This window comes from Bradyrhizobium vignae, from assembly GCF_004114425.1.
GTDB lineage: Bacteria > Pseudomonadota > Alphaproteobacteria > Rhizobiales > Xanthobacteraceae > Bradyrhizobium > Bradyrhizobium vignae.
On record NZ_RDQF01000086.1, the window covers coordinates 1 to 22566 of the forward strand.

General features: G+C 65.3%; 21 protein-coding genes. 9 read left to right on the forward strand and 12 right to left on the reverse strand.

All coding sequences use genetic code 11. The annotated features are described in order from the left end of the window. Positions 1-217: 217 nt before the first annotated feature. The 3 genes from EAV90_RS36685 to EAV90_RS36695 are packed head-to-tail and all read right to left on the reverse strand — an operon-like array spanning position 218 to position 3606. A complete protein-coding gene (locus EAV90_RS36685) occupies positions 218-1297 on the reverse strand; it encodes a D-TA family PLP-dependent enzyme (RefSeq protein ID WP_122403708.1) in 1080 nt (359 codons plus the stop codon). A 3-nt stretch (positions 1298-1300) separates the two neighbouring features. After that, positions 1301-3112: an ABC-F family ATP-binding cassette domain-containing protein gene (locus EAV90_RS36690; protein WP_122403707.1), complete on the reverse strand. Its 1812-nt coding sequence runs from the start codon at positions 3110-3112 to the stop codon at positions 1301-1303. A 2-nt stretch (positions 3113-3114) separates the two neighbouring features. Next, the gene (locus EAV90_RS36695) at positions 3115-3606 is read right to left on the reverse strand and encodes a YaiI/YqxD family protein (protein ID WP_122403706.1); all 492 of its coding nucleotides are present in this window, start codon (positions 3604-3606) and stop codon (positions 3115-3117) included. Positions 3607-3710: 104 nt separating this feature from the next. Between EAV90_RS36695 and EAV90_RS36700 the strand changes: the two genes are divergently transcribed. After that, the gene (locus tag EAV90_RS36700; RefSeq protein ID WP_129146210.1) at positions 3711-4511 is read left to right on the forward strand and encodes a hypothetical protein; all 801 of its coding nucleotides are present in this window, start codon (positions 3711-3713) and stop codon (positions 4509-4511) included. 134 nt (positions 4512-4645) lie between these two features. Here EAV90_RS36700 and EAV90_RS36705 read toward each other — a convergent pair whose 3' ends face one another. Beyond that, complete coding sequence (locus EAV90_RS36705; protein ID WP_129146211.1) at positions 4646-7015, reverse strand: xanthine dehydrogenase family protein molybdopterin-binding subunit; 2370 nt, start codon at positions 7013-7015, stop codon at positions 4646-4648. A gap of 214 nt (positions 7016-7229) precedes the next feature. On the opposite strand from EAV90_RS36705, the gene EAV90_RS36710 reads away from it, so the two are divergent. Both EAV90_RS36710 and EAV90_RS36715 read left to right on the forward strand, forming a co-directional pair. Then, positions 7230-8315, forward strand: coding sequence for a Ppx/GppA phosphatase family protein (locus EAV90_RS36710; RefSeq protein WP_122406724.1), 1086 nt, complete (start codon positions 7230-7232; stop codon positions 8313-8315). Positions 8316-8317: 2 nt separating this feature from the next. Beyond that, positions 8318-9004 carry an RlmE family RNA methyltransferase gene (locus tag EAV90_RS36715; protein WP_129146212.1) on the forward strand — a complete coding sequence of 229 codons (687 nt, stop codon included), beginning with the start codon at positions 8318-8320 and terminating at the stop codon, positions 9002-9004. A gap of 136 nt (positions 9005-9140) precedes the next feature. Here the strand turns inward: EAV90_RS36715 and EAV90_RS36720 are convergent, their stop codons facing one another. Both EAV90_RS36720 and EAV90_RS36725 read right to left on the reverse strand, forming a co-directional pair. Further along, positions 9141-10928, reverse strand: a complete 1788-nt coding sequence (locus tag EAV90_RS36720; protein WP_245509709.1) for a peptidoglycan-binding protein — start codon at positions 10926-10928, stop codon at positions 9141-9143. A gap of 308 nt (positions 10929-11236) precedes the next feature. Further along, a complete protein-coding gene (locus EAV90_RS36725) occupies positions 11237-11644 on the reverse strand; it encodes a hypothetical protein (protein ID WP_122403702.1) in 408 nt (135 codons plus the stop codon). Between the two features lie 218 nt (positions 11645-11862). Here EAV90_RS36725 and EAV90_RS36730 point away from each other — a divergent pair, with 218 nt between their 5' ends. Continuing rightward, positions 11863-12201: a winged helix-turn-helix domain-containing protein gene (locus EAV90_RS36730; RefSeq protein ID WP_129146213.1), complete on the forward strand. Its 339-nt coding sequence runs from the start codon at positions 11863-11865 to the stop codon at positions 12199-12201. A 20-nt stretch (positions 12202-12221) separates the two neighbouring features. On the opposite strand, the gene EAV90_RS36735 is transcribed toward EAV90_RS36730, so the two are convergent. Beyond that, on the reverse strand, positions 12222-13712 hold the full coding sequence (locus tag EAV90_RS36735; RefSeq protein WP_122403700.1) for an MFS transporter: 1491 nt from the start codon (positions 13710-13712) through the stop codon (positions 12222-12224). Between the two features lie 394 nt (positions 13713-14106). Here EAV90_RS36735 and guaB point away from each other — a divergent pair, with 394 nt between their 5' ends. The 3 genes from guaB (at position 14107) to EAV90_RS36750 (ending at position 17358) form a co-directional block, all read left to right on the forward strand. Then, positions 14107-15600 (forward strand): IMP dehydrogenase, encoded by a 1494-nt coding sequence (guaB, locus tag EAV90_RS36740; protein ID WP_122403699.1) that lies wholly within the window; start codon positions 14107-14109, stop codon positions 15598-15600. A 286-nt stretch (positions 15601-15886) separates the two neighbouring features. Further along, positions 15887-16909 carry an NADP-dependent oxidoreductase gene (locus EAV90_RS36745; protein WP_129146214.1) on the forward strand — a complete coding sequence of 341 codons (1023 nt, stop codon included), beginning with the start codon at positions 15887-15889 and terminating at the stop codon, positions 16907-16909. A gap of 152 nt (positions 16910-17061) precedes the next feature. Then, entirely contained in the window at positions 17062-17358 is a 297-nt protein-coding gene (locus tag EAV90_RS36750; RefSeq protein WP_129146215.1) for a hypothetical protein, read from the forward strand. Between the two features lie 13 nt (positions 17359-17371). Here EAV90_RS36750 and EAV90_RS36755 read toward each other — a convergent pair whose 3' ends face one another. The 3 genes from EAV90_RS36755 to EAV90_RS39915 all read right to left on the reverse strand — a co-directional run bounded on the left by EAV90_RS36755 (position 17372) and on the right by EAV90_RS39915 (position 19338). Then, a complete protein-coding gene (locus tag EAV90_RS36755) occupies positions 17372-18214 on the reverse strand; it encodes a metallophosphoesterase family protein (RefSeq protein ID WP_122403696.1) in 843 nt (280 codons plus the stop codon). A 105-nt stretch (positions 18215-18319) separates the two neighbouring features. Next, positions 18320-19186, reverse strand: a complete 867-nt coding sequence (locus tag EAV90_RS36760; protein ID WP_129146216.1) for a tetratricopeptide repeat protein — start codon at positions 19184-19186, stop codon at positions 18320-18322. Between the two features lie 5 nt (positions 19187-19191). Further along, complete coding sequence (locus EAV90_RS39915; protein ID WP_164937263.1) at positions 19192-19338, reverse strand: hypothetical protein; 147 nt, start codon at positions 19336-19338, stop codon at positions 19192-19194. Positions 19339-19492: 154 nt separating this feature from the next. Between EAV90_RS39915 and EAV90_RS36765 the strand changes: the two genes are divergently transcribed. Both EAV90_RS36765 and EAV90_RS36770 read left to right on the forward strand, forming a co-directional pair. After that, complete coding sequence (locus EAV90_RS36765; protein ID WP_164937264.1) at positions 19493-19915, forward strand: MAPEG family protein; 423 nt, start codon at positions 19493-19495, stop codon at positions 19913-19915. 89 nt (positions 19916-20004) lie between these two features. Then, on the forward strand, positions 20005-21303 hold the full coding sequence (locus EAV90_RS36770) for an RsmB/NOP family class I SAM-dependent RNA methyltransferase (protein ID WP_129146218.1): 1299 nt from the start codon (positions 20005-20007) through the stop codon (positions 21301-21303). 223 nt (positions 21304-21526) lie between these two features. Here the strand turns inward: EAV90_RS36770 and EAV90_RS36775 are convergent, their stop codons facing one another. Then, complete coding sequence (locus EAV90_RS36775; RefSeq protein ID WP_008141931.1) at positions 21527-21736, reverse strand: cold-shock protein; 210 nt, start codon at positions 21734-21736, stop codon at positions 21527-21529. A gap of 266 nt (positions 21737-22002) precedes the next feature. Further along, complete coding sequence (locus EAV90_RS36780; RefSeq protein WP_129146219.1) at positions 22003-22335, reverse strand: DHCW motif cupin fold protein; 333 nt, start codon at positions 22333-22335, stop codon at positions 22003-22005. Between the last annotated feature and the right edge of the window lie 231 nt (positions 22336-22566).

Genomic DNA, 22566 nt, shown 5'->3' on the forward strand with positions numbered 1-22566 from the left:
TCAGAAAACGCCACTTCTGCAGATAGTTGCGTTCAACCGTTCGGTCATAGCTGTTGTCTCGCATCGGATCGTTCCTCCGCTGCAGCGATCCAATCAGCGAATTATTGAACATGCACAATTGCGAGCGCAGCGAAGCAATCCAGAATCCCTCCGCAGAGGTAATCTGGATTGCTTCGTCGCTTTGCTCCTCGCAATGACGGTCGAGAGCGGAGCGCTCCTACCTCAACTTCCCCCGTGCCGCCACCGGCAGTGTGCCGATGATCTCCTCGCCGCGCACCATGACCACTTCGTCCATCATGTTGACGACGACGCAGACATGGTTCGGCACGATGCGGACGACGTCGCCGACATTCGGGCGGGTGTTGCTGCGGGACAAATCGAGGAAGCCGTGCTCCTCGGCGAACTTCGCGATCTTGGCCTCGGGATGTTCGAGGATCAGGCCATGGCCGTCGAGGCCGCCGGTATCCGTGGTGAGTGTCTTCGAGCCGGCGTCGAGAATGCCGCGCTCGGGCGCGGCGCGGCTCACCACCGTCGAATAGATGTGCAGTGCGCAATCGTCCCAGCTGGCGACGCCGGCCGCGACCTGCATGCGGTCGTTGTAGATATAGGTGCCGAAGCGATGCTCGGTGCCGCCCTTGAGCTTGCCGATGTTGACGAGGTTCGGCGTGCCGCCGGTCGAGACGATCTTTGCGTCCAGCCCATGTGCGCGCACGCCGGCCAGCGCCTCATCGAAAAATCTCTGCGCGTCGCTCCAGCCGGTCTCGGTCGGATAAAGCATGAAGCCGGCGAACTGCAGCCCCTTGGACGCGGCGATCTCGCGCGCCAGCGCGACGGCTTCGGCCGGCGTCTCGACTCCGGCGCGCTTGCGGCCCGTGTCGCATTCGACGACAACCGAAAGCGGACGGCCTGATGCTGCAGCTGCCTTGGGTAATCCCGCCACGACCGTGGAATTGTCGGCAGCGACCGTCATGTTCGCCTTCGCCTGCAACGCGCCGAGGCGCGCCATCTTTTCGTCGCCGAGAAGGTTGTAGCTGATCAGGATGTCGTCGATGCCGGCATTCGCCATGATCTCGGCCTCGCCGAGCTTCTGGCAGGTGATGCCCTTGGCGCCGGCCGCGACCTGCATCTTGGCGATGGTCGGGTTCTTGTGCGTCTTGATGTGGGGGCGGTTGGCGATGCCGGCGTCATCACAGGCCTTCTGGATGCGCGCGATGTTGCGTTCGACCCTGTCCATGTCGATGACGGCACAGGGCGTGCCGTATTCGCGGGCGATTTTTGCGGCGAGGGGGGTGGTCATGATCTAAGCCTGCTCTATTTCTTCGCGAAGCATTTCAAGTTCGAGCCAACGCTCTTCGGCGGCTGACAGTTCTTCATGCGCCTTGGCGATGGCAGCGGAGGTGTCGTCGAATTTCTGGCGATCCTTGGCGTAGAGATTGGGATCGTCCAGCACGCGCTGCAACTTGGCAATATCGGCCTGAAGCGTTTCCATCTTCTTCGGCAACGTTTCCAGCGCGTGCTTCTCATTGAAGCTCAGCTTCCGCTTCGGCGCCGACACTGGAGCAACGGTGCGCTCCTCTTTCTTCTCCGCGACCGGTTGCGCCTTGGCGGTCTCGCGCTTCAGGTCCGCACCGCGCTGGCTCAGCATGTCGCTGTAGCCGCCGGCATACTCGATCCATTTGCCATTGCCCTCGGGCGCGATCACGGAGGTGACGACGCGGTCGAGAAAGTCGCGGTCATGGCTGATCAGGATGACGGTGCCCTCGTAGTCCCCGAGCATCTCCTCGAGCACATCGAGGGTATCGAGATCGAGATCGTTGGTCGGCTCGTCCAGCACCAGGAGGTTCGACGGTTTTGCCAGCGCGCGGGCCAGCATCAGCCGGCCGCGCTCACCGCCGGAGAGCACCTCGAGCGGCGTGCCGCGCTGCTCCTGCGCGAACAGGAAGTCCTTCATGTAGCCGACGACATGCTTCGGCTTGCCGCCGACCATGACATGATCGCCGCGGCCGCCCGTCAGCGCTTCGGCCAGCGTCGATTTGGGATCGAGGCTTTCGCGGTGCTGATCGAGCGTTGCCATCTCCAGATTGGCGCCAAGCCGCACCGTCCCAGAGTCCGGCTGCAGGCCGCCGGTGAGTAAGTTGACCAGCGTTGTCTTGCCGGCGCCGTTCGGCCCGATGATGCCGAGCCGGTCGCCGCGCTGGATGCGGGTCGAAAAGTTCTCGACGATCTTCCGCTCGCCATAGGCCTTGCTGATGCCCTTGGCCTCGATCACCAGCTTGCCGGATTGCTCCGCTTCCGCCGCCGCCAGATTGGCGCTGCCGGAGGTGCCACGATAGTTACGGCGCTGGGCGCGCAGCGCGTGCAGATTGGCGAGGCGCTTGACGTTGCGCTTGCGCCGTCCGGAGACGCCGTGGCGCAGCCAGTGCTCCTCGTCGACGATCTTGCGGTCGAGCTTGTGCTGGTCGCGCTCTTCTTCGGCCAGCACCTCGTCGCGCCAGGTCTCGAACGAGGCGAAGCCGCGATCGATCTGCTTGATCCTGCCGCGATCGAGCCATGCGGTCGAGCGCGAGAGATTGGTGAGGAAGCGGCGGTCGTGGCTGATCAAGACCAGCGCGCTACGGCGGCTGTCGAGCTCCTGCTCCAGCCACTCGATGGTGGAGAGGTCGAGATGGTTGGTGGGCTCGTCCAGCAGCAATATGTCGGGCGAGGGCGCCAGCACGCAGGCGAGCGCGGCGCGACGCGCCTCGCCGCCGGAGAGATCGTGCGGGTTCTCGTCGCCGGTGAGGCCAAGCTGCTCGAGGAGATAGCGGGCCTGGTGATGGTCGTCGCCCGGTGCAAGGCCGGACTCGACATAAGCAAGCGTGGTCTTGTGCTCGCCAAAGTCAGGCTCCTGCGGCAAATAGCGGACGGTCGCGCCGGGCTGCACGAAGCGCGTGCCGGAATCGGGCTCGACGAGGCCGGCCGCGATCTTGAGCAGCGTCGATTTACCCGAGCCGTTGCGGCCGATCAGGCAGACGCGCTCGCCTGGCGCGACGTTGAGCTCGACGCCCGACAGCAGCGGCGTGCCGCCAAAGGTCAACCTGATGTCTTTCAGTTGGATCAGCGGGGGCGCCATCGTCAGCCCTGACTCGTTGCGGTCTGGTCGGCGCGGCGGCGCTGGATCCGGCGCAGCGTCTGGTCGAGCGCCGAAAGGAAGGCGGAGCGGTCGCGGGGCGAGAACGAGCGCGGGCCGCCGGTGACTTCGCCCGCGGAGCGCAGGTCCGTCATCAGATTGCGCACTGCCAGCGTCATGCCGATCGACTCTTCCGTGAAGGGCTTGCCGTTCGGCGCGATCACGTCGGCGCCCACCTTCACGCAGCGGCTCGCCAACGGGATGTCTGATGTCACCACGATGTCGCCGGGTTTGGCGCGTTCCGCGATCCAGTCGTCGGCCGCGTCCATGCCGCTACCTGCGGCGATGCGCTCGATCAGCGGGTCCTGCGGCACACGAATAAAGTTGCCGGCGACCACGCTCACGGGCACGCCGTGCCGGATCGCGACGCGATAAATCTCGTCCTTCACCGGGCAGGCGTCGGCATCGACATAGATGCGGGTGGGGGTGTTGGTCATTCGCCGCGTGGTACCCCATTCGGATCGCAAAGGCGAGGGGATTGACCGCTGTTCCCCGGGGCCTACGATTGGCCCCGAAACAACAAAAACAGGGAAGGCCAGCCATGCCGAACCGGCTCGAAACCTACCGCGTCGAGGCCTACAACACCGCAAAGCAGTCCGAAAACAAGATGCATGACGACACGGTGGCGCGCCGCTTCGGATTTGAAGGCGGGCTGGTCCCCGGCGTCGACGTCTTCGCCTACATGATGCACGTGCCGATCGCACGCTGGGGCCGCGATTTCCTGTCGCGCGGGCTGGTCGAGGCCCGCTTCATCAAGCCGGTCTATGACGGCGAGACCGCCGATGTCGACGCCACCGAGCACAATGGCCTGCTGACGATCGAGGTGTTCAGCCGCACCGAACTTTGCGCGACGGGGACAGCGTCGCTGCCGGCGGAGGCGCCGACGGTGTCATTGGGTGATTATGTCGAGGTCCCCGCTGTCGCGGAGCGCAAGCCGGTTAGCCCGGCGACCTTCGAAGCCGGCAAATGGCTCGGCACGGCGCCGCGCCGCTGGGCCGGACAGGATGCGGCAGATTACCTCGCCGACATCAGGGAGAGCGATCCGATCTTCGCGCGCGAAGGGCTCGGCCACCCCGGCCTGATCCAGCGGGTGATGAACCGCGTCCTCGTCGACAACACCATTCTGGGTCCGTGGATTCACGTCGGCAGCCGCATGCAGCTGCTATCCGCGGCGCGCGCCGGTGACGAGATCGCGGCACGTGCGAAAGTCACGGCCAATTACGAGAAGAAGAGCCACCGCTTCGTCGAGCTCGACTCCCTGGTCGTCGCCAACGGAATCACTCCGCTCGCCCACTGCCGGCACACCGCGATCTATCAACCGCGCGAGCAGGCCGCGGCGTAGCGGGGGAAAGCCGCGCTGTATCCACATCGTCATGCCCGGGCTTGTCCCGGGCATCCGCGTTCTTCGTGCCTTGTGGCCGACGCATGGGTGGCCGGGACAAACCCGGCCATAACGGCGGAAAAAGTGCACGCCCTTTACGCCTTCCCCTTCGCGTCCTGAATCGCGCGCCACACCCGCTCCGGGGTCAGCGGCATGTCGATGTGCTTGATCCCATAGTCGGAGAGCGCATCGAGCACGGCGTTCACCACGGTCGACAGGCTACCGGCGCAGCCGGCTTCGCCGCAGCCCTTGCTGCCGAGTGGATTGGTCGTGGCCGGCACCGGGTGGTCGCCGACCGTCATGAACGGCACGTCCTCGGCGCGGGGCAGGGCGTAGTCCATCAGCGAGCCCGTGATCGGCTGGCCGCTCTCGTCGTAGCGGATGTGCTCCATCAGCGCCTGGCCGATGCCCTGGACCACGCCGCCGTGGAGCTGGCCCGCGACCAGCATCGGGTTGATCACCGTGCCGAAATCGTTGACGGCGCTATAGCGCACGATCTGCACCACGCCGGTCTCCGGGTCGATCTCGACCTCCGCGACGTGACAGCCGTTCGGGAACGCCGAGGCGACGGGTTCGCTGGTGTGATCGACGTCGAGCGAGCCGGGCACGCCCTCCGGTACCTTGCCGTCATGCAGGCGTCTGGCGAGCTCCATGATGTCGATGCTGCGGTCGGTGCCGGCGATGGTGAAGCTGCCATCAGCGAACTCGATGTCGGCTTCGGACGCTTCGAGGATATGCGCTGCTGCGCGCTTACCTTTCTCGATGACGAGCTTTGCCGCCCCTACGATGGCCTGGCCGCTCGCGGTGATCGAGCGCGAGCCGCCGGTGCCGTTGCCGGTGTGGACGATATCGCTGTCGCCCTGCACCAGCTTGACGCTCTCGAAGGGGACGCCGAGCTGCTCGCATAAAACCTGCGCGAACGGCGTCGCATGGCCCTGGCCGTAATCGAGCGTGCCGGTGATGAGCTGCACGGTGCCGTCGGGATCGAACACGATCTTGCCGAGCTCGGGGCTCGGCGGCGCGGTGACTTCGAGATAGGAGCCGACGGCGATGCCGCGCAGCTTGCCGGCCTTCTTGCTCTCCTTCTTGCGCCTGGCGAAATTCTCGTGATCCGAGATTTCGAGCGCCTTGTTGAACACCGCCTGGAAGTCGCCGCTGTCGTAAGTGACGCCGGAAGAAGCCGGGAACGGCATCTGGTTCGGCTTGATGAAGTTGCGCTTGCGCAAGGTCAGGCCGTTGATGCCCATCTCGTCGGCAGCGCGGTCGATCAGCCGCTCCATGTAATAATTCGCTTCGGGCCGGCCGGCGCCGCGATAGGCGCCCATCAGCGTGGTGTTGGTCAGCACCACCTTGATGTCGACCGCCATCAGCGGCGTGCGGTAGACGCTGGAAAAGTTCTTGCCGGTGTTGAGCGAGAGCGGCCCTGGCGCGACGCCGGTGATGTAGGCGCCGACATTGCCGTAGCCGGACAGTTTTGCCGCGAGGAAATGCCCCTCGGCATCGAGCGCGAGCTCGGCGTGGATCTTCTGGGCGCGGCCGTGGCTGTCGGAGAGGAAGCTGGTGGAGCGCTCGTCGAGCCATTTCACCGGGCGTCCCAGTGCCTTCGCCGCGTACAGGATGCACATGTATTCGGGATAGTTGATGTTCTTCATGCCGAAGGAGCCGCCGACATTGGCGGTGAGAATGCGCACCTTCTCGTTCGGCACCTTCAGGTTCTTGGCGAGATTGGCGCGGTTGCCGGCGACGCCCTGCGTCGGTACCTGAAGCGTGTAGCGCTCGGTCTTCTTGTCGTAGGAGGCTAGCCCAACGCGCGGCTCCATCGAGACCACGGCGACGCGGGTGTTCTCGATGTCGATCTTGGTGACGTGGGCGGCGCTGGCAAAGGCCGCGTTGACCTTGTCCATGTCGCCATAGTGGTAGTCGAGCGCGACATTGTTGGGGATGTGGTCGTAAAGCTGGGGCGCGCCTGGCTTGGCCGCTTCCTCGGGATCGGTCACCGCCGGCAGCGGCTCGATATCGAGCTCAACCGCTTCGGCCGCGTCGCGCGCCTGCGCCAGCGTCTCCGCCACCACGAAAGCAACGGGATCGCCGACGAAGCGGACCTTGTCGGTGGCGAGCGGCTGGCGGTTGGTCTGGAGCAAAGGCGAGCCGTCGCGGCTCTTCAACGGCAGGCCGCAGGTGAAGGGGCCGTAGCCGGCGGCATCGAGATCCTTGCCGGTCCACGCCCCCAGCACGCCCGGCATCGCTTTGGCGGCATCAAGGCCGATGCCGCGGATGACGCCGTGGGCATGGGTGGAGCGGACGATCACGGCATAGGCCTGGCCGGAGAGGTTGAAGTCGTCGGTGTAGCGGCCCTTGCCGCGCACCAGCGTGTCGTCCTCCTTGCGGCGGACCGGTTGCCCGACGCCATATTTTTGCAGTGCAATAGCGTTCTCGAGCGTGGACGATTTGGTGTGTTCTTGCATGGAATCGACCTGAAAAGCCGGCATTTGCGCGATTTCGCGGGCGCCTGGAGGGGGGCCGGACCCTACTCAGATAACCCACGACCCCGTTCACGACAACGCACGAATGGACATGGTCCCATGTGATGCGTTGTTGCGCAGGCCTGCCGCGCTGCTAATGTTTCAGGCGAAAAAGCAATTCCAGACCGGCCCGACCGGCCGCGGAAAGACAGTTTGTATGAATGACCACACGCGGCTCCGCGACGGCCATGTAAGCCAACATGGGCCGCACGGCGAGCTGGAGGGGTCGATGGCGGCGGTGGCGTTGGCCACCGATCCGCCCGTCGGCGCGCAAGCGCCGGGAACCGGCGTCTATGCGGCGCTGGACCTCGGCACCAACAATTGCAGGCTGTTGATCGCCTGTCCGACCCACGACGGCTTTCGCGTGGTCGATTCTTTCTCGCGCATCATCCGGCTCGGCGAGGGCGTTTCGGCGACCGGCTCGATCAGCGAGGCCGCGATCGAGCGCGCCATTGCGGCGCTCAGCATCTGCCGTGACAAAATAAACCTGCGCAGAGCGCGCCGGCTGCGGCTGATCGCGACCGAAGCCTGCCGTGCGGCTTCGAACGCGGAAGGGTTCCGCAGCCGCGTCGCAGCAGAGACGGGCATCGAGCTCGAGGTGATCGACCGCGAGACCGAGGCCTCGCTCGCCGTGCTCGGCTGCTCGCCGCTGGTCGATCCCAGGGGCAGGGGTGCCATCCTGTTCGACATAGGCGGCGGCTCGACCGAGCTGGTGCGGATCGAGCGCGACCCGGAGAATCCGGAACCACGCATCAAGGCCTGGATGTCGATCCCGTACGGTGTGGTCACGCTTGCCGAGCAGTTCGGCGGCCGCGATGTGACGGCTGAGATCTATGCCGCGATGGAGCGCGAGGTCGCGAGCCACGTCGCGCCGTTCGCGGAGGAGCACGGCCGCGAGCTCGCCGACATGCATCTGCTCGGCACGTCGGGCACCGTGACGACGCTCGCCGGCATCCATCTCAACCTGCCGCGTTACGATCGCCGCCGTATCGACAGCATCTGGATGAACGATGCCGACATCACCGCGACCATCAACAAGCTGCTCGGCATGAGCTACGAGGAGCGCGCGAACAACAGCTGCATCAGCGTCGAACGCGCCGACCTCGTGCTGGCCGGCTGCGCCATCCTCGATGCCATCAGGCGCGCCTTTCCGCTGCCGCGCCTGCGCGTCGCCGACCGCGGCCTGCGCGAAGGCATGCTGGTCGAGATGATGCGCGAGGACGGCGCGCTCAGGAGCTGGTGAGAATGGCCAAGGACACCACCGGCCGCTTGCACGTCCAGGTCAAAGCCGGCGGCAAGCGCAAATTGTCGTCGAAGCTGTGGCTGGAGCGGCAGCTCAACGATCCCTATGTCGCCAAGGCCAAGGCGGCGGGCTATCGCTCGCGCGCCGCGTTCAAGCTGCTGGAGATCGATGACAAGTTCCGGCTCTTGAAGCCCGGCATGGCCGTGGTCGATCTCGGCGCGGCCCCCGGCGGCTGGAGCCAGATCGCCGCCAAGCGCGTCGGCTCCGCGGAAGGCAAGGGCAAGGTCGTCGCGATCGATCTGTTGCAAATGCCGGAGATTCCCGGCGTCGATTTCGCGCAGCTCGACTTCATGGACAACGACGCGCCCGAGAAGCTCACCGCGATGCTGGGCGGCGGGGCCGACGTCGTGATGTCCGACATGGCCGCCAACACCACAGGCCACCGCAAGACCGACCAGCTCCGCATCGTCGGTCTGGTCGAGACCGCAGCCGCGTTTGCCTGTGACGTGCTCAAGCCCGGCGGGACGTTCCTGGCAAAAACCTTCCAGAGCGGCGCCGACGCTGAGCTGCTCGCCCAGCTCAAGCGCGATTTTGCGACGGTGCGCCATGTGAAGCCCGCCGCGAGCCGGCAGGATTCCTCGGAGCGCTATGTGCTGGCGACGGGATTTCGGGGCGCGACCAAGGAGTAGCCCACGCTCCACTGTCGTCCCGGCCGAACGCCCGGCGAACGTCGGGACCGGCGCAGAGAACTTTCTCATCTTTCTCTCGCGGCCGCGCAGGCCGCAAAAAAGAGCCCTGCCAGGGGCAGGGCTCGGGGAAGGCATCTTACCGGCTGGGTTGGTTCTGAGCCGGCTGACCCGACGGCGAAGGCGGCGGGGCATTGTTCTGGTTGGTTTGTCCAGACTGCGGGCTCTGTGTGGCGGCAGGCTGGTTGGTGGACTGACTGTTGCCTTGGGCCGGCGCCTGGCCAGTGGTCTGACCGGCGGGCGGTTGTGTGCCTGCCTGGCCCGTCGTCGCCGGTTGGTTCTGCTGAGCCTGTCCGGTTGCGGATGGCTGGTTCTGCCCAGCCTGGCCGGTGGTCTGGTTCTGCTGCGCCGGCGCATTGGTCTGACCGGCGCTTTGCCCGGTCGTGTTCTGCTGCGTCGACTGGCCGGCCGCACCTTCCTGACCAACGGTGGTCGATTGACCCTGCGTGGCGCGGATCTGGTTGGAGACGCCTAGTGCAGCGACCGTCCGGGTATCGATCGAGCCGGTGGTCTGGAAACCTTCCTGTCGCTGGAAGGTGATCAGCGCTTCGCGCGTGGCGGGCCCGAGGACGCCGTCTGCTTCGCCCGACAACAGGCCGCGTTCGATCAGCACCCGTTGAACAATGCGGAGCTCGTCGGGGCTGAGATCCAGCGCGGCGATGTTGCCGCCGCCACCGCTCACGCTGCCGCGCCGGGCAAAGTGCGTTCTTGGGCCGGCGGGAATGGCGTCGACGATCCTGCGGCTTCGGTCGACGACGATGATCTCGTCATCCACGACGAAGAAGCTGTCGTCCCGATAGGCCGGATAGATGTCGATCAGCGCCGGGAATGTCGAGACGGCGACCACGGAGATGTTCCGCGGCACCACCACACCGGTATTGATCCCGAAGTTGACCGAATTGACGTTGACCCGCACGCGATCCACGTTGCGTGAGCTCAACACCGACTGCTGCAGCGTTGTCTGCTGCTGCGCGCTCAGCTGCACGCGGCCGGACAAGCTCTGGGTCGTCCCACCCTGGGCTTGGGCCTGGGTGTTGACCTGTCCCTGAGTGTTGGCGCCGGTCGTCGTGCCCTGGCCCTGCTGGGCGCTCGGAGCTTGCGCGTTGTTGGTGTTCGCGCCAGTCGTCGTGCCCTGAGCCGGGGCGTTCTGGCCTTGGGCGCCCTTGGTGTTGGCGCCGGTCGTCGTCGTGCTCTGACCTTGCGCGTTCTTATCCTGGGCATTCTCCTTGGTGTTCGCGCCGGTCGTCGTCGTGCTCTGACCCTGCGCGTTCTTACCCTGGGCATTCTCCTTGGTGTTCGCGCCGGTCGTCGTCGTGCTTTGACCCTGCGCGTTCTTGCCTTGGACATTCTCCTTGGTCTTAGCGCCTGCCGCGCCCTTCTGTTCTGCGCCTTGCGACTGACGCGTAGCGTCGCGCTCGCTGCCGCTCTGACCGACCGTCTGGTCCTTCATTCCGCTCTTGTCGCGCTCCGACCTGGACTGACGCGCTTGGTCGGGTTCGCCTCGGCTCTGACCGACGGTTTGGTCCTTGCCGCGCTTCTCGCCTTCAGATCGGGACTGACGCGCATTGTCGCGGTCGCCGCGGCCCTGATCGAGGGACTGACGTTCGCCCCTGTCGGCCTTGCCGCTATCACGCATTCCCTCACTGCGCTCAGAACGCGATGGCGCAGCAGCGGGGCTCTCGGCTCGACCACCTGCGCGACCCTGGGTCATTCCTTCGCCATGAGAGGCTCCGCCCGCACCTTGCGACATTCCGCCGCCCGATCGGCCGGATTCCGCCGCGCCGGCGCCCGCACCTCCGCTCATCCCGCTGCCGGCGCCTTCACGCATGCCTTGACCCGACGCCAGGCTGACGCCGGCGAGCAGCACTGCTGTAGTCAATAGGAACCTGTTCTTTCTCGTGTCCACGTGAACCTCCTCCATTTGCTTGCTTTGCAGCATCCGTTGACGGAACGTTCGAACTCCGGGCTCGAGACAAACGATCCCTCATTCGCGTTTTCCGATGTGTGTGAACGGTGCGGCGATGCCATCGTTCCGATCATGCAGGAGAGTTGCGCGGTTCCGTCTCGGTGCTATCGCGCGTGCAGGACTCCGCTGATCGAAGCATAAAGACATCGACCAGAAATCCACTCTGCAGGCTCAGCGCCTCGCGCCAGCTCTTCTGTTGCGCCGTCGCTTCACCAGTAAGGGCGCCAGCGATGGTAATAGAAGTGCCGCCGCGGGAACGGTCCGCCGTAGTAGGCGAAGGCCGGGCTCACGACACGGCGATAGCGGTAGCCATAGTAGGCCGGGGCGTAACTGGTGCTGTAGTAAGTCCTGGTGTAGCCGCCCCACGGATAGTAACCGCCGTAGTACGCCGGTGCGTAATAGTCGTCATAATAGCCCGGATACCCGTAGTAGCCGTAGCCCGGACCGTAGGCATAAGCGGACGAGGCGAGGCCGCCGATCACGGCACCTGCGAGCAATCCGCCTGCCAGCGCTGGCCCAAAACCGCCGTGCCAGCGGGCTTCCGCCGGCGTCGGTCCCGCCACCGCGCTCACGCCGAGCGCGCCGACGGTTGCCAGGACAAGTGCGGTCTTTTTCATGCGCGTCCCTCCTTCCTTGGTGTTCCGACATCGTGCCAACATTGCCGAAGGGCAAAAGTTGCAAGCGCGCGCCGGCGAGGAACAGGAGTCATGAACATAAACGAGCGTTCATCTCGATGAACGCGCGCCCTCTGATGGGCGCGGCACGCCTGAGACCGCTTGGCCGGGTCTGGTAGGCGGCAGACGCTTGATTTGACGCCGACCCGCGTGTCCATCACATGGCTGAACCTGGTCCCGAGCACGCCTGCGAGATCGACTGCCGAGGTCTGGTCCGGCGCGAATTGTTTCGTCCTGACGGAAGCATGGTCAACCTGACGGCGGGAGAGTTCAACATCCTCGTCGCGCTCGCGTCCTACATGACGCGACCGCTCAGCCGCGATTTCCTGCTCGACGTCATCTCGAACCGCGACCCTCGAGAGATCAGCGAGCATACGGTCGACAACCTGATCGTGCGGCTGCGCCGCAAGATGCAGCTCGACGGCGCCGCGGCGCCGATCGCGACGGTGCGCGGCGTCGGCTATGCCCTGGTCCCGCTACAGCCGACGGCCTCTTCCTGAGGCGACCGGCCGGCGGACCTCTATCCGAGCCGCTGATCCCGTACGTCCTGCGTATCCTCGCTCGCTGCCTTGACGGCGGCCTTGGCCGCACCCTTGCCGGCACCCTTGCGGCTCGCGATCTCCACCGCCTTGCGGCCGGAGATCTCGTGGCCGGCGTCAACCGGCATCTGCCAGAAGAACCAGCTCGACGCCGCCGAGGTCAGCGCCACCACGATGAAAGCGGGCGCGAACACGGTGGCGTTGAGCTCGCTGATATGGCTGAACCACATCGTCGTTTCCACGCACGCCGCGCCGACGGCGACGCCTGCGGACACCGCGAGCTGCTGGTTGACGCTGACGAGGGTGGTGGCCCGGCTCATCTGCGCGGTCTCGACGTCGGCATAGGCGACGGTGTTGATCGCGGTGAACTCGAGCGAGCGGAAGAAGCCGCCGACGACCAGGATCACCATGATGATGAGCAGTGGCGTCGTCACCGTGAACAGCGCGCAGACGCCGAGGAAGAACGCGCTGACGATCGCGTTCACCGTCATCAGATTGCGGAAGCCGAAGGCGCGGATGATCCGTGCCGCCAGCGTCTTCATGCCCATGGCCCCGAGTGACGAGGCAAAGGTGACGAGACCGGAATGGAACGGCGACAGGCCGAAGCCGATCTGCATCAGGAGCGGCAGCAGGAACGGCAGCGCGCCGATGCCGAGACGGAACATGAAGCCGCCGAGCACGGCCGCGCGCAGCGTCGGCAGGTTCAGAAGCGAGAAATCCAGCACTGGCGAGCCCGTGCGCCGGGCGTGGAAGACGTAGAGCGTCATCGAGATCGCGCCGCCCGCGATCAGTGCTGCAACGGTGCTCCATGGCAGCAGATTGAGTCCGGCAACCGATAGGCCGAAGGCGATGCCGGCAAGACCCAGCCCAGCGAGCACCATGCCGTAGAGATCGAACGGCTCGCGTTCTTCACTCTTGATCGGATCGATGAAGCGCAGCGCCATGAAGATGCCGAGCAGGCCGATCGGGATGTTGATCAGGAAGATCCAGTGCCAGGACGCGTAGGTCGTGATGAAGCCACCGAGCGGCGGTCCGATCACGGGACCGATCAGGGCCGGGACCGTCACCCAGGCCATGGCGTTGACCAGCGCGCTCTTGTCGACGGAGCGCAGCAGCACGAGGCGTCCGACCGGCGTCATCATCGCGCCGCCCATGCCTTGCAGGATGCGCGCGAATACGAAATCGGTGACCGAGGTCGAGAGCGCGCAGCCGACCGAGCCGACCATGAACACGCCGACCGCGATCGCAAACACCATCCGCGCGCCGAAGCGGTCGGCGGTCCAGCCGCTCGCCGGGATGAACACCGCGAGCGACAGCAGGTAAGACGTGATTGCGAGCTTCAGCGTCAGCGGGCTGGTTCCGATGTCGGCCGCGATCGCCGGCAGCGAGGTGGCGATCACCGTGGAATCCATGTTCTCCATGAAGAGCGCAGTGGCCACGATCAGCGGAATCACGCGTTGCTTGTCGACCATGATGGATTGGCAATGAAATTCGGAAGGAAGGGCGGAGTTGCGGCTTATCACCGCCGTCCGCCGCGGACCATTGCGGATCGACGCATGCCACCTAGATCCTGCGTAACGACGGTGTGACCCGCTTCGCCGTCATTCCGGGGCGCGCCCCCTTCGCGTGAACCCGGAATGACGGCGGGTGGGCCGCGCAGGGGCTGTCCCTGCCCGAATCGGCCCAAAAAAGCCTGTGCATGGCTGGCCAGCGGCCTGAATTGCTTTGATTCGTCACGCGGCCGTGCTATCGACCCGCGTCAACCCCACTGATGGGCTCCGATTCTCAAGGCGTTGCCGCAAGGGACGCCGAGGGCGGCGCTCATCCATTAGCATTTGCGGCAAGGCCGCAGGAAGGAGTTGGCAGATGGCCACGGTGCAACTTCAGGGCATCCGCGAAGCCTTTACGTTCGACGACGTGCTGTTGAAGCCGGGCCTGTCGGACGTCATGCCGGGCGAGGTCGATATCCGCTCCCGCGTCACCCGGGCCATCCCGCTCAACATCCCCATCATGGCCTCGGCCATGGACACCGTCACCGAGGCCCGCATGGCGATCGCCATGGCGCAGGCCGGCGGCCTCGGCGTCATCCACCGCAATTTCGATCCTGAAGGGCAGGCTGCCCAGGTGCGGCAGGTCAAGCGCTACGAGTCCGGCATGGTGGTCAACCCGCTCACCATCAGCCCCGAGGCCACGCTCGACGATGCGCTCAAGCTGATGAGCGATCACGGCATCTCCGGCATTCCCGTCGTCACCGGCGCCGGCAAGAACACGCCCGGCAAGCTGGTCGGCATCCTCACCAACCGTGACGTGCGCTTTGCGACCAATCGCCAGCAAAAGATCTCCGAACTGATGACGCACGAAAACCTCGTCACGGTCCGCGAGAATGTCAGCCAGGACGAGGCGCGGCGGATGCTGCACCAGCATCGCATCGAGAAGCTGGTCGTCGTCGACGAGCAATATCGCTGCGTCGGCCTCATCACCGTCAAGGACATGGAGAAGGCGGTCGCCCATCCGCTCGCCTGCAAGGACGCGCAAGGGCGCCTGCGCGTCGCCGCGGCCACCACCGTCGGCGATAACGGCTTCGAGCGCACCGAGCGGCTGATCGATGCCGGCGTCGACCTCGTCGTCGTCGACACCGCGCACGGCCATTCGCGTCACGTGCTGCACGCGGTGAACCGCATCAAGCGTCTGTCCAACTCGGTGCAGGTCGTCGCCGGCAACGTCGCCACCACGGAAGGCGCGCAGGCGCTGATCGACGCCGGCGCGGATTGCATCAAGGTCGGCATCGGCCCGGGCTCGATCTGCACCACGCGCATCGTCGCCGGCGTCGGCGTTCCCCAGCTCACCGCGATCATGGATGCGGTGGAAGCGGCGAAGAAGTCCGACATCCCCGTCATCGCCGACGGCGGCATCAAATACTCCGGCGATCTCGCCAAGGCGCTCGCCGCCGGCGCCGACATTGCGATGGTCGGTTCGCTGCTCGCCGGCACCGACGAGACGCCCGGCGAAGTGTTTTTGTGGCAGGGCCGTTCCTACAAGGCCTATCGCGGCATGGGCTCGGTCGGCGCAATGGCGCGGGGATCTGCCGACCGCTACTTCCAGCAGGACATCAAGGACACGCTCAAGCTGGTGCCCGAAGGCATCGAGGGGCAGGTGCCCTACAAGGGCCCGGTCGGCAACGTCATGCACCAGCTCGCCGGCGGCTTACGCGCCGCGATGGGCTATGTCGGCGCACGCGACATGAAGGAGCTGCACGACAAGGCCCAGTTCGTCCGCATCACCGGCGCGGGCCTGCGCGAAAGCCACGTCCACGACGTGACGATCACGCGCGAGAGCCCGAACTATCCGGGCGGGGGTTAGTTACTCCACCCACCGCTGTCATGCCCCGGCTTGATCGGGGCATCCAGTACGCCGCGGCTTTTCGGCTCAATAACCACCGTCTCTGGAATACTGGATCGCCCGATCGAGTCGGGCGATGACAGTGAGCTTGTGGCTGCTGCGTGCCACAAGCTCGTCATTGCGAGGAGCTCGCGACAAAATTGCGTAGCAATTTTGCGCTGATGCGACGAAGCAATCCCGCCCTTTTGGTATTGACGCGGCTGTATTGCTTCGCTTCGCTCGCAACCAGAGAAAAGTGGAGGAACCCATGTCCCAAGGCAAACGCATCGTTCTCGCCGCGCGTCCCGTCGGCGAACCCAAGCCGTCTGATTTTCGCCTGGAGGAATTCGCTGTTCCGGCACCAGGGCCCGGCGAAGTCCTGCTGCGTACGATCTGGCTGTCGCTCGACCCCTATATGCGCGGGCGCATGAGCGAGGGGCCGTCCTACGCAGCGCCGGTGCCGATCGGCGGGGTGATGGAAGGCGAGGCGGTCAGCGAGGTCGCAGCCTCCAACAATCCCGATTTCGCGGTCGGCGACATCGTGCGCATCCGCTCGGGCTGGCAGACGCACGCAATCTCGAACGGCAAGGGCCTGATCAAGGTCGATCCGAAGCTCGGCCCGATCTCGACCTCCATCGGCGTGCTCGGCATGCCCGGCATGACCGCGTACACAGGCCTGCTCGACATCGGCAAGCCGCAACCGGGCGAGACCGTCGTCGTTGCCGGTGCCTCAGGTGCGGTCGGCTCGGCCGTCGGCCAGATCGCCAAGATCAAGGGCGCACGCGCGGTCGGCATCGCCGGCGGCAAGCAGAAGTGCGACTACGTGGTCAAGGAGCTCGGCTTCGATGCCTGCATCGATCACCGCGATCCCGACCTCGCGGCCAGGCTCAAGGAAGCCTGTCCGAAAGGCATCGACGTCTATTTCGAGAATGTCGGCGGCGCCGTGTTCGAGGCGGTGTTCCCGCAGCTCAATCCATTCGCTCGCGTGCCGGTCTGCGGCCTGATCGCCCACTACAACGACACCGAGGCCAAGCCGCCGAAATGGGCCGGTGCGATGATGCGCAACATCCTCACCAAGCGGCTGACCTTCCGCGGCTTCATCGTGTCCGATTTCGCCGCCCGCCACGGCGATTTCCTGCGCGACATGTCGGGCTGGGTCCGCGACGGCAAGGTCAAGTACAAGGAGTTCGTCACCGAAGGCCTGGAAAGCGCCCCCGCCGCCTTCATGGGCCTGCTGAAGGGTGTCAATTTCGGCAAGCAGCTGGTTCGGGTTGGTCCCGACAAGGCCTGATCTGGCCGCATCCAGCCCCGGTCGGGGCGGTGGATGGTTAAGAAAGAGTCACTAATCGGTCACACCAGCCCGCAAAAGCCGCAGGTGTGACCGCCGGTTCATTGACGGTCCGGCGAAAGCATTGAATCATCGCGCATATTTTGGGTGTTGCGATGTTAGAGATTGGTATTTTCTGCGTAATCGTCCTGGCCGCCGGCTATTGGATGGCGATGTTCATCATGGGCCGCCGCGATGACGTCATCCATGGCAAGTTCGTCCACGCCGAGGACGAAGGCGAGTTTGCCGCCTCGATGCCGGCACCACCGCCGCCGTTTCCGAAGCGTCCGGTCAAGGCCGCGCAAATTGGCGGGCAGCCACCTGCCAATGATCCCGCGGCGAAGCCGGTGAACAGCGAAGCGCTGCAATCCTTGCTCGCCGCGATCCAGCAGGATCTCAAGAGCGTCGCCTGAGCAGCTATGCGCGTTAATGCTCGCCGCCCATCTGGGCGAAGAGCTCCTCGATATCGACATCGACCTGGCCCGCCGCGCGGATGTGACGGACCTCGAGACTGTCGGGCTGAAAGCGGTATTCGACCAGCCCGACTTCCTTGATCGCGATCCGGTCCTGGCGCTTATCGTTGATGACGAAGCCGGTCGACGGCGCCCAGACGTGGCGGGTGTGGCGCCAGGTGAAGTCACGCCGTTGGTGCACGTGACCGCTGGCGATGAGGCGCAGGTCGACCTGCGTGAACATCTCGATCAGCCGCGCCCGCGCCGGCTGCGGCACGTAGCGGATCGAGGTCTCCGGCGTCTCGGGATCGTCGGGCAGATTGAGAAACAGCGGCTTGTGCAGGAACAGCGCGACTGGCCTGCCGTTCGTGCACGCAATCTCGGAGGCGAGCCAGTCGAACTGCTCGGCCTCGAAGGCGAGCCCTGAATTCATGACGAGTGAATTGAGGCCGATGAAGCACCAGCCGGCGGCCTCGAACGACCAATGGTCTTCGCCAATGATGTCGCAGAACCGCCGGCGGTGCGCCTCGCTGACCGGCGGCTTTGGCGCCGGCCCGACCGCGGTTGGATTGTCGCCGATGTCGTGATTGCCGGGGAGATAGCGGCAGGTGACGGGCAGGGCGTCGTGCAGGGCCTTCGCGAATTCGACGTCGTTGCGGCTCGTCGGCCCGTCGAACGAGACGTCGCCGGTGTTGACGACGAGATCGGGCCTGCCGGCGTCGATGTGCTCGCTGATGCGGTGGAAGTTGGCGATCAGGCCGGGAAAGCGCCGGCCGAGATGCGTGTCGGAAATCTGGGTCAGGCGAAATTCGGGCATGCAATCATCCTACCCGTTATCGCACGTCGGAACGATGACGACGCCGGCATGGACCGCAACGAACAAAGTTTAAAGCACGCGCCGGCCGCCCCTCGCCGGGAACGGCTATCCGCCGTCAAAGCAAATCCGCCCGACGGACTTTCCGTCGCGATTCTTGATGCCGAACGGACAGCGCAGGCGCTCCAGCGCCTTGCCCGCATCTTCGTTGCCGAGCGCGGCAGCTCGCTTGTAATAGGCGATCGCGGCCTGGGTATCCTTCTCGCCGGCACGGCCGGCTTCGGCATAGGCGCCTAACCGCTCCAGCGCATCGGCATGATCGAGAGCGGCGGCCTTCTCGAACAGCGCCTTGGCCGCGACGTCGTCTTTCGGGCCACCATCGCCGTCTTGGGTCATCAATCCCAGCTGGTACATGGCCTCGCTGGAATTCACCTCAATGGCCTTGGCGTACCATTTGCGCGCCATGGCGAAATCAGCCTTCGCGCCGACGCCGGCGCCATAGAGCGAAGCCAGGTTGGTCATGCCATCGACATCACCGGCATTTGCCGCCTTCTCGATCAGCATCCGTCCTTCCGTGACGTTCTTCTTCAGGCCGTTGCCGTTGATCAGGAGTACACCGAGCCCGGTCATCGCCGCGGCGCTGCCGGCATCTGCCGCCTTGCGATAGGCATTTGCGGCCTCGGCCGGCTGCCGGGCGAACTCGTAGGCGCGGCCGAGCTCCATCCAGATGCGGCGCGGGACATCGGGAGCGGCGGCAGCGGCCTTGCAGGCCTTCAGCGCGGCGGGGACATCGGCGCCGGCGATATCGAGAACGCCCGTCACATCGGCAGGCTTGTCCAGATCGGTGGGATGCGCGGCGAGCCGGTCGCAGGTGGCGATGTCGGCCGACGCGGCGAGGGCGTGCATCCGCAGCGCGGGGCAAAGCAAGGTGGCGAGCGTAAGCGCGGCTGCCGCGCAGGATCTGATGCGGAGCATTGCGGTCACAGCACGCGGTAGCGGATCATGTAGGCATCCTGCGGGGCGAGCGGGGAGGCGATGCGATGGGCGAGGATAGCTGACAGCGCCGACATCAGGATGCCGAGTTGGCCGCCAGCGGATTCGGTGAAGAGGCCGGTCCAGGTGTTCATGGCGCTATCTCGCCTCGGGCCCAAGGGCCGAAATTGCTTCAACGATCGATGCTTGGTCGCAAGAGCGGGAACGCCGGTTCAAGTCGTTCATTGTCAGCGCCAAAAGTCGGGGCTAATGACGGTCGGCGGCATTTTGCCCCCCGGGAAAGTTCCGATGTCCGTTCAAATGGTTTTGCTGCCGGTCTTCGTGCAGGTCGCTCTCACCTTCGCGCTTCTGATCGGCATGGTCTTGGCGCGGCGCAAGACCCTGGTCTCGGGCGAGACCAAAATCCGCGACATTGCACTGGGCGAGCCGAACTGGCCGAAGGGCGCCACACAAATCGCCAATTGCTACCGCAACCAGTTCGAGCTGCCGGTGCTGTTCTACGTCCTGATCGCGCTGGCATTGCCCCTGCGCCGCGCCGATCTCTTCATCGTGCTGATGTCCTGGGTGTTCGTCGTGACGCGCTTTGCCCATGCCGGGGTGTTCGTCTCCTCCAACGATCTCGGCCGCCGCTCCACGATCTGGCTCGCCGGCGTGCTCGTGCTGCTCGCGATGTGGATCTACTTCGCGCTGAAGCTTTTGCTGCTGATCTGATCGCGCATGATCCGGATCCGAAGGGCCGCGTTCGCGCAAAGTGGATGCCGGTTTTCCGATAAGATCATGCGCAAAACTGAAAGATTCAAATGACCCCCGCTGCCCGGCTGTCCGCAGCCATCGAACTGATCGACACCATCGAGAAAGACCGCGTGCCTGCGGCGAAAGCGCTGAAGGAGTGGGGCACCGCGCACCGCTTCGCCGGCTCGGGCGACCGCGCCGCCATTGCCGGCCTCGTCTGGGACGTACTGCGCCGCTACGCCTCGAGCGCCTACCTGATGGGTTCCGATACCGCGCGGGCGCGGCTGATCGCCATGCTCCGGCTCGAGCGCGGCATGGACACGGCCACCATGGCCGCGCTGTTCGACGGCAGCCGGTTTGCGCCGGCGCCGCTGACCGAGGCCGAGCAGGCCGCGCTCGCCTCGCGCTCGCTCGCGGATGCCCCGGCCGCGGTCGCCGGGGACTATCCCGAATGGCTCGATCCGCATCTTGCAAAAGTGTTCGGCGATGACCGCGCCGCAGAGGCCGCAGCGATGGCGAGCCGGGCTCCGCTCGATCTGCGCGTCAACACGTTAAAATCCAATCGCGACAAGGTGCTGCGCGCGCTTGCTCATCTTCATGCGGAACCGACGCCGTGGTCGGCAACGGGCCTGCGCATCGAGCTTTCGGCCGATGCGCGCAACCCGGGCATCCAGGCGGAAGAGGATTTCATCAAGGGCGCCATTGAGGTGCAGGATGAGGGATCGCAGCTTGCGGCCCAGTTCACCGCGGCAAAACCCGGCGAGCAGGTGATCGATCTCTGCGCCGGCGCGGGCGGCAAGACGCTGGCGCTCGCCGCCCTGATGCAAGGCAAGGGCCGGCTGATCGCGACCGACCGCGACAAGCGCCAGCTTGCCCCGATCCACGAGCGCCTGTCGCGCGCCGGCGTCCACAATGCCGACGTGCGCACCCCCAAGGGCGAGGCCGATCCGCTCCAAGACATCCGCGCCTCGGCCGATCTCGTCGTGATCGATGCGCCCTGCACTGGAACCGGAACCTGGCGCCGCAACCCCGACGCCAAATGGCGCATGCGCCCGGGCGCGCTGGAGATCCGCCTGCGCGACCAGGCCGAAGTGCTGGACCGTGCGGTGCCGCTGGTGAAGGCGGGTGGTCGCATCGCCTACATCACCTGCTCGGTGCTGGCGGAAGAGAACGGCGAGCAGGTGAGGGCGTTCGTCGCGCGCCACCCCGATTTCGCGGTCATTCCGCCCGAGCAGACCGCGGGCGTGCTCTGGGACAAGGCGGAAGCTTTTGGCGAGGCGGCGCTGCAGTCACCCGAGGGCTGGCTGATGACGCCGCGGCGGACCGGAACCGACGGGTTTTTCGTTTCGGTGCTGAAGAAGACGTAGTTCTCGTAGGGTGGGCAAAGCGAAGCGTGCCCACGTCTTTCTCAGATGTTGAGCGGTGGTGGGCACGGCGCGCGAAGGGCGCGCCTTTGCCCACCCTACAGCACCGATGATCGACGTTGTCATTGCGGATTCAAACAAAAGCCCCGCAGACCGATCCCGGTCGCGGGGCTTTCGAGTTCCAACGTTCTGCCGGTACCTCCGTGGTCAGAACGCTGCGCCGGCGTTAGCCGACGCGGAGATTGTCAGCCGACGACTTGCCGCTGCGGCGGTCGGCGACGATGTCGAACGAGACCTTCTGACCCTCGTTGAGGGAGGAGAGGCCAGCGCGCTCGACGGCGCTGATGTGAACGAACACGTCCTTCTGGCCGTCATCCGGCTGGATGAAACCATAACCCTTTTGGGTGTTGAACCACTTCACGGTGCCCATAGCCATGGGAATTTCCTTTAGTTAGTTAGGTTGAGTACGCACGCAGACCGGTACGCAGCGTTGCGCCCATAGTCCTGATGAGTCGATGTTTGGAGAATTCATCTGAAGCGTGCGCGCCCGTCAGCAACGAAGCGAAGCGGCCCAGTCGTTCGGCCAAGTATCGATGATCACAATATAGCGAGAATTTGGGGCCACTTCAAGGCACCACCCGTGGCCCGCAACGTCGCGCGACTTTGCTATTTTGCGGTGCAAATTAGCCCCGCTCTCGCGTCTCAGTCGACGATGAAGAGCGTCGCCCCCACAGCCGTCGAGGACCGGTGCGCGGCGTCGCCGAAATCCGACACCTGGTAGCTCATCCCCGCCGTGAGCTTGAATTTGCGCCCGTCGCGCAGCTCGCTGTCGAGCTCGCCCTTGAGCACGTAGAGCACGTGGCCGCGATCGCACCAATGATCGGCCAGATAGCCCGGCGAGTACTCCACCATCCGCACCCGCAAGTCGCCGATATTGAGAGTGCGCCACAGCGCCTGCCCGGTCTCGCCGGGATGCACGGTTGGTTCAACCTTGCTCCAGTCGGTGACGGTGAAGGGGGACGTGGGAAGTTTCATCGGGGAATCCTGTCTCAGAGCCGGCGGGCGCAGTGTTAGCGCACGCTCGCGCCGCAGTCTCCGTTCGCAATGACGCTTGTGGCACGCTAGCGCCTCCCGCTCGGTGTCATCGCCCGGCTTGATGTTCAGCCCGGGGACATGACCGACGGGTGTTCGGGGACATAGCCGACACATCATAGTGCAGGGATTTGGCAGTAAAGGAGGCCAAGTCCATGCCCTGGCGAGAGGTGT

What these genes read in the sequence shown, in the direction of transcription:
- EAV90_RS36685 (WP_122403708.1), bottom strand. Translation starts at nt 1,297, where the DNA reads ATGACCACCCCCCTCGCCGCAAAAATCGCCCGCGAATACGGCACGCCC.
- EAV90_RS36690 (WP_122403707.1), bottom strand. Translation starts at nt 3,112, where the DNA reads ATGGCGCCCCCGCTGATCCAACTGAAAGACATCAGGTTGACCTTTGGC.
- EAV90_RS36695 (WP_122403706.1), bottom strand. Translation starts at nt 3,606, where the DNA reads ATGACCAACACCCCCACCCGCATCTATGTCGATGCCGACGCCTGCCCG.
- EAV90_RS36700 (WP_129146210.1), top strand. Translation starts at nt 3,711, where the DNA reads ATGCCGAACCGGCTCGAAACCTACCGCGTCGAGGCCTACAACACCGCA.
- EAV90_RS36705 (WP_129146211.1), bottom strand. Translation starts at nt 7,015, where the DNA reads ATGCAAGAACACACCAAATCGTCCACGCTCGAGAACGCTATTGCACTG.
- EAV90_RS36710 (WP_122406724.1), top strand. Translation starts at nt 7,230, where the DNA reads ATGAATGACCACACGCGGCTCCGCGACGGCCATGTAAGCCAACATGGG.
- EAV90_RS36715 (WP_129146212.1), top strand. Translation starts at nt 8,318, where the DNA reads ATGGCCAAGGACACCACCGGCCGCTTGCACGTCCAGGTCAAAGCCGGC.
- EAV90_RS36725 (WP_122403702.1), bottom strand. Translation starts at nt 11,644, where the DNA reads ATGAAAAAGACCGCACTTGTCCTGGCAACCGTCGGCGCGCTCGGCGTG.
- EAV90_RS36730 (WP_129146213.1), top strand. Translation starts at nt 11,863, where the DNA reads ATGGCTGAACCTGGTCCCGAGCACGCCTGCGAGATCGACTGCCGAGGT.
- EAV90_RS36735 (WP_122403700.1), bottom strand. Translation starts at nt 13,712, where the DNA reads ATGGTCGACAAGCAACGCGTGATTCCGCTGATCGTGGCCACTGCGCTC.
- guaB (WP_122403699.1), top strand. Translation starts at nt 14,107, where the DNA reads ATGGCCACGGTGCAACTTCAGGGCATCCGCGAAGCCTTTACGTTCGAC.
- EAV90_RS36745 (WP_129146214.1), top strand. Translation starts at nt 15,887, where the DNA reads ATGTCCCAAGGCAAACGCATCGTTCTCGCCGCGCGTCCCGTCGGCGAA.
- EAV90_RS36750 (WP_129146215.1), top strand. Translation starts at nt 17,062, where the DNA reads ATGTTAGAGATTGGTATTTTCTGCGTAATCGTCCTGGCCGCCGGCTAT.
- EAV90_RS36755 (WP_122403696.1), bottom strand. Translation starts at nt 18,214, where the DNA reads ATGCCCGAATTTCGCCTGACCCAGATTTCCGACACGCATCTCGGCCGG.
- EAV90_RS36760 (WP_129146216.1), bottom strand. Translation starts at nt 19,186, where the DNA reads ATGCTCCGCATCAGATCCTGCGCGGCAGCCGCGCTTACGCTCGCCACC.
- EAV90_RS39915 (WP_164937263.1), bottom strand. Translation starts at nt 19,338, where the DNA reads ATGAACACCTGGACCGGCCTCTTCACCGAATCCGCTGGCGGCCAACTC.
- EAV90_RS36765 (WP_164937264.1), top strand. Translation starts at nt 19,493, where the DNA reads ATGTCCGTTCAAATGGTTTTGCTGCCGGTCTTCGTGCAGGTCGCTCTC.
- EAV90_RS36770 (WP_129146218.1), top strand. Translation starts at nt 20,005, where the DNA reads ATGACCCCCGCTGCCCGGCTGTCCGCAGCCATCGAACTGATCGACACC.
- EAV90_RS36775 (WP_008141931.1), bottom strand. Translation starts at nt 21,736, where the DNA reads ATGGCTATGGGCACCGTGAAGTGGTTCAACACCCAAAAGGGTTATGGT.
- EAV90_RS36780 (WP_129146219.1), bottom strand. Translation starts at nt 22,335, where the DNA reads ATGAAACTTCCCACGTCCCCCTTCACCGTCACCGACTGGAGCAAGGTT.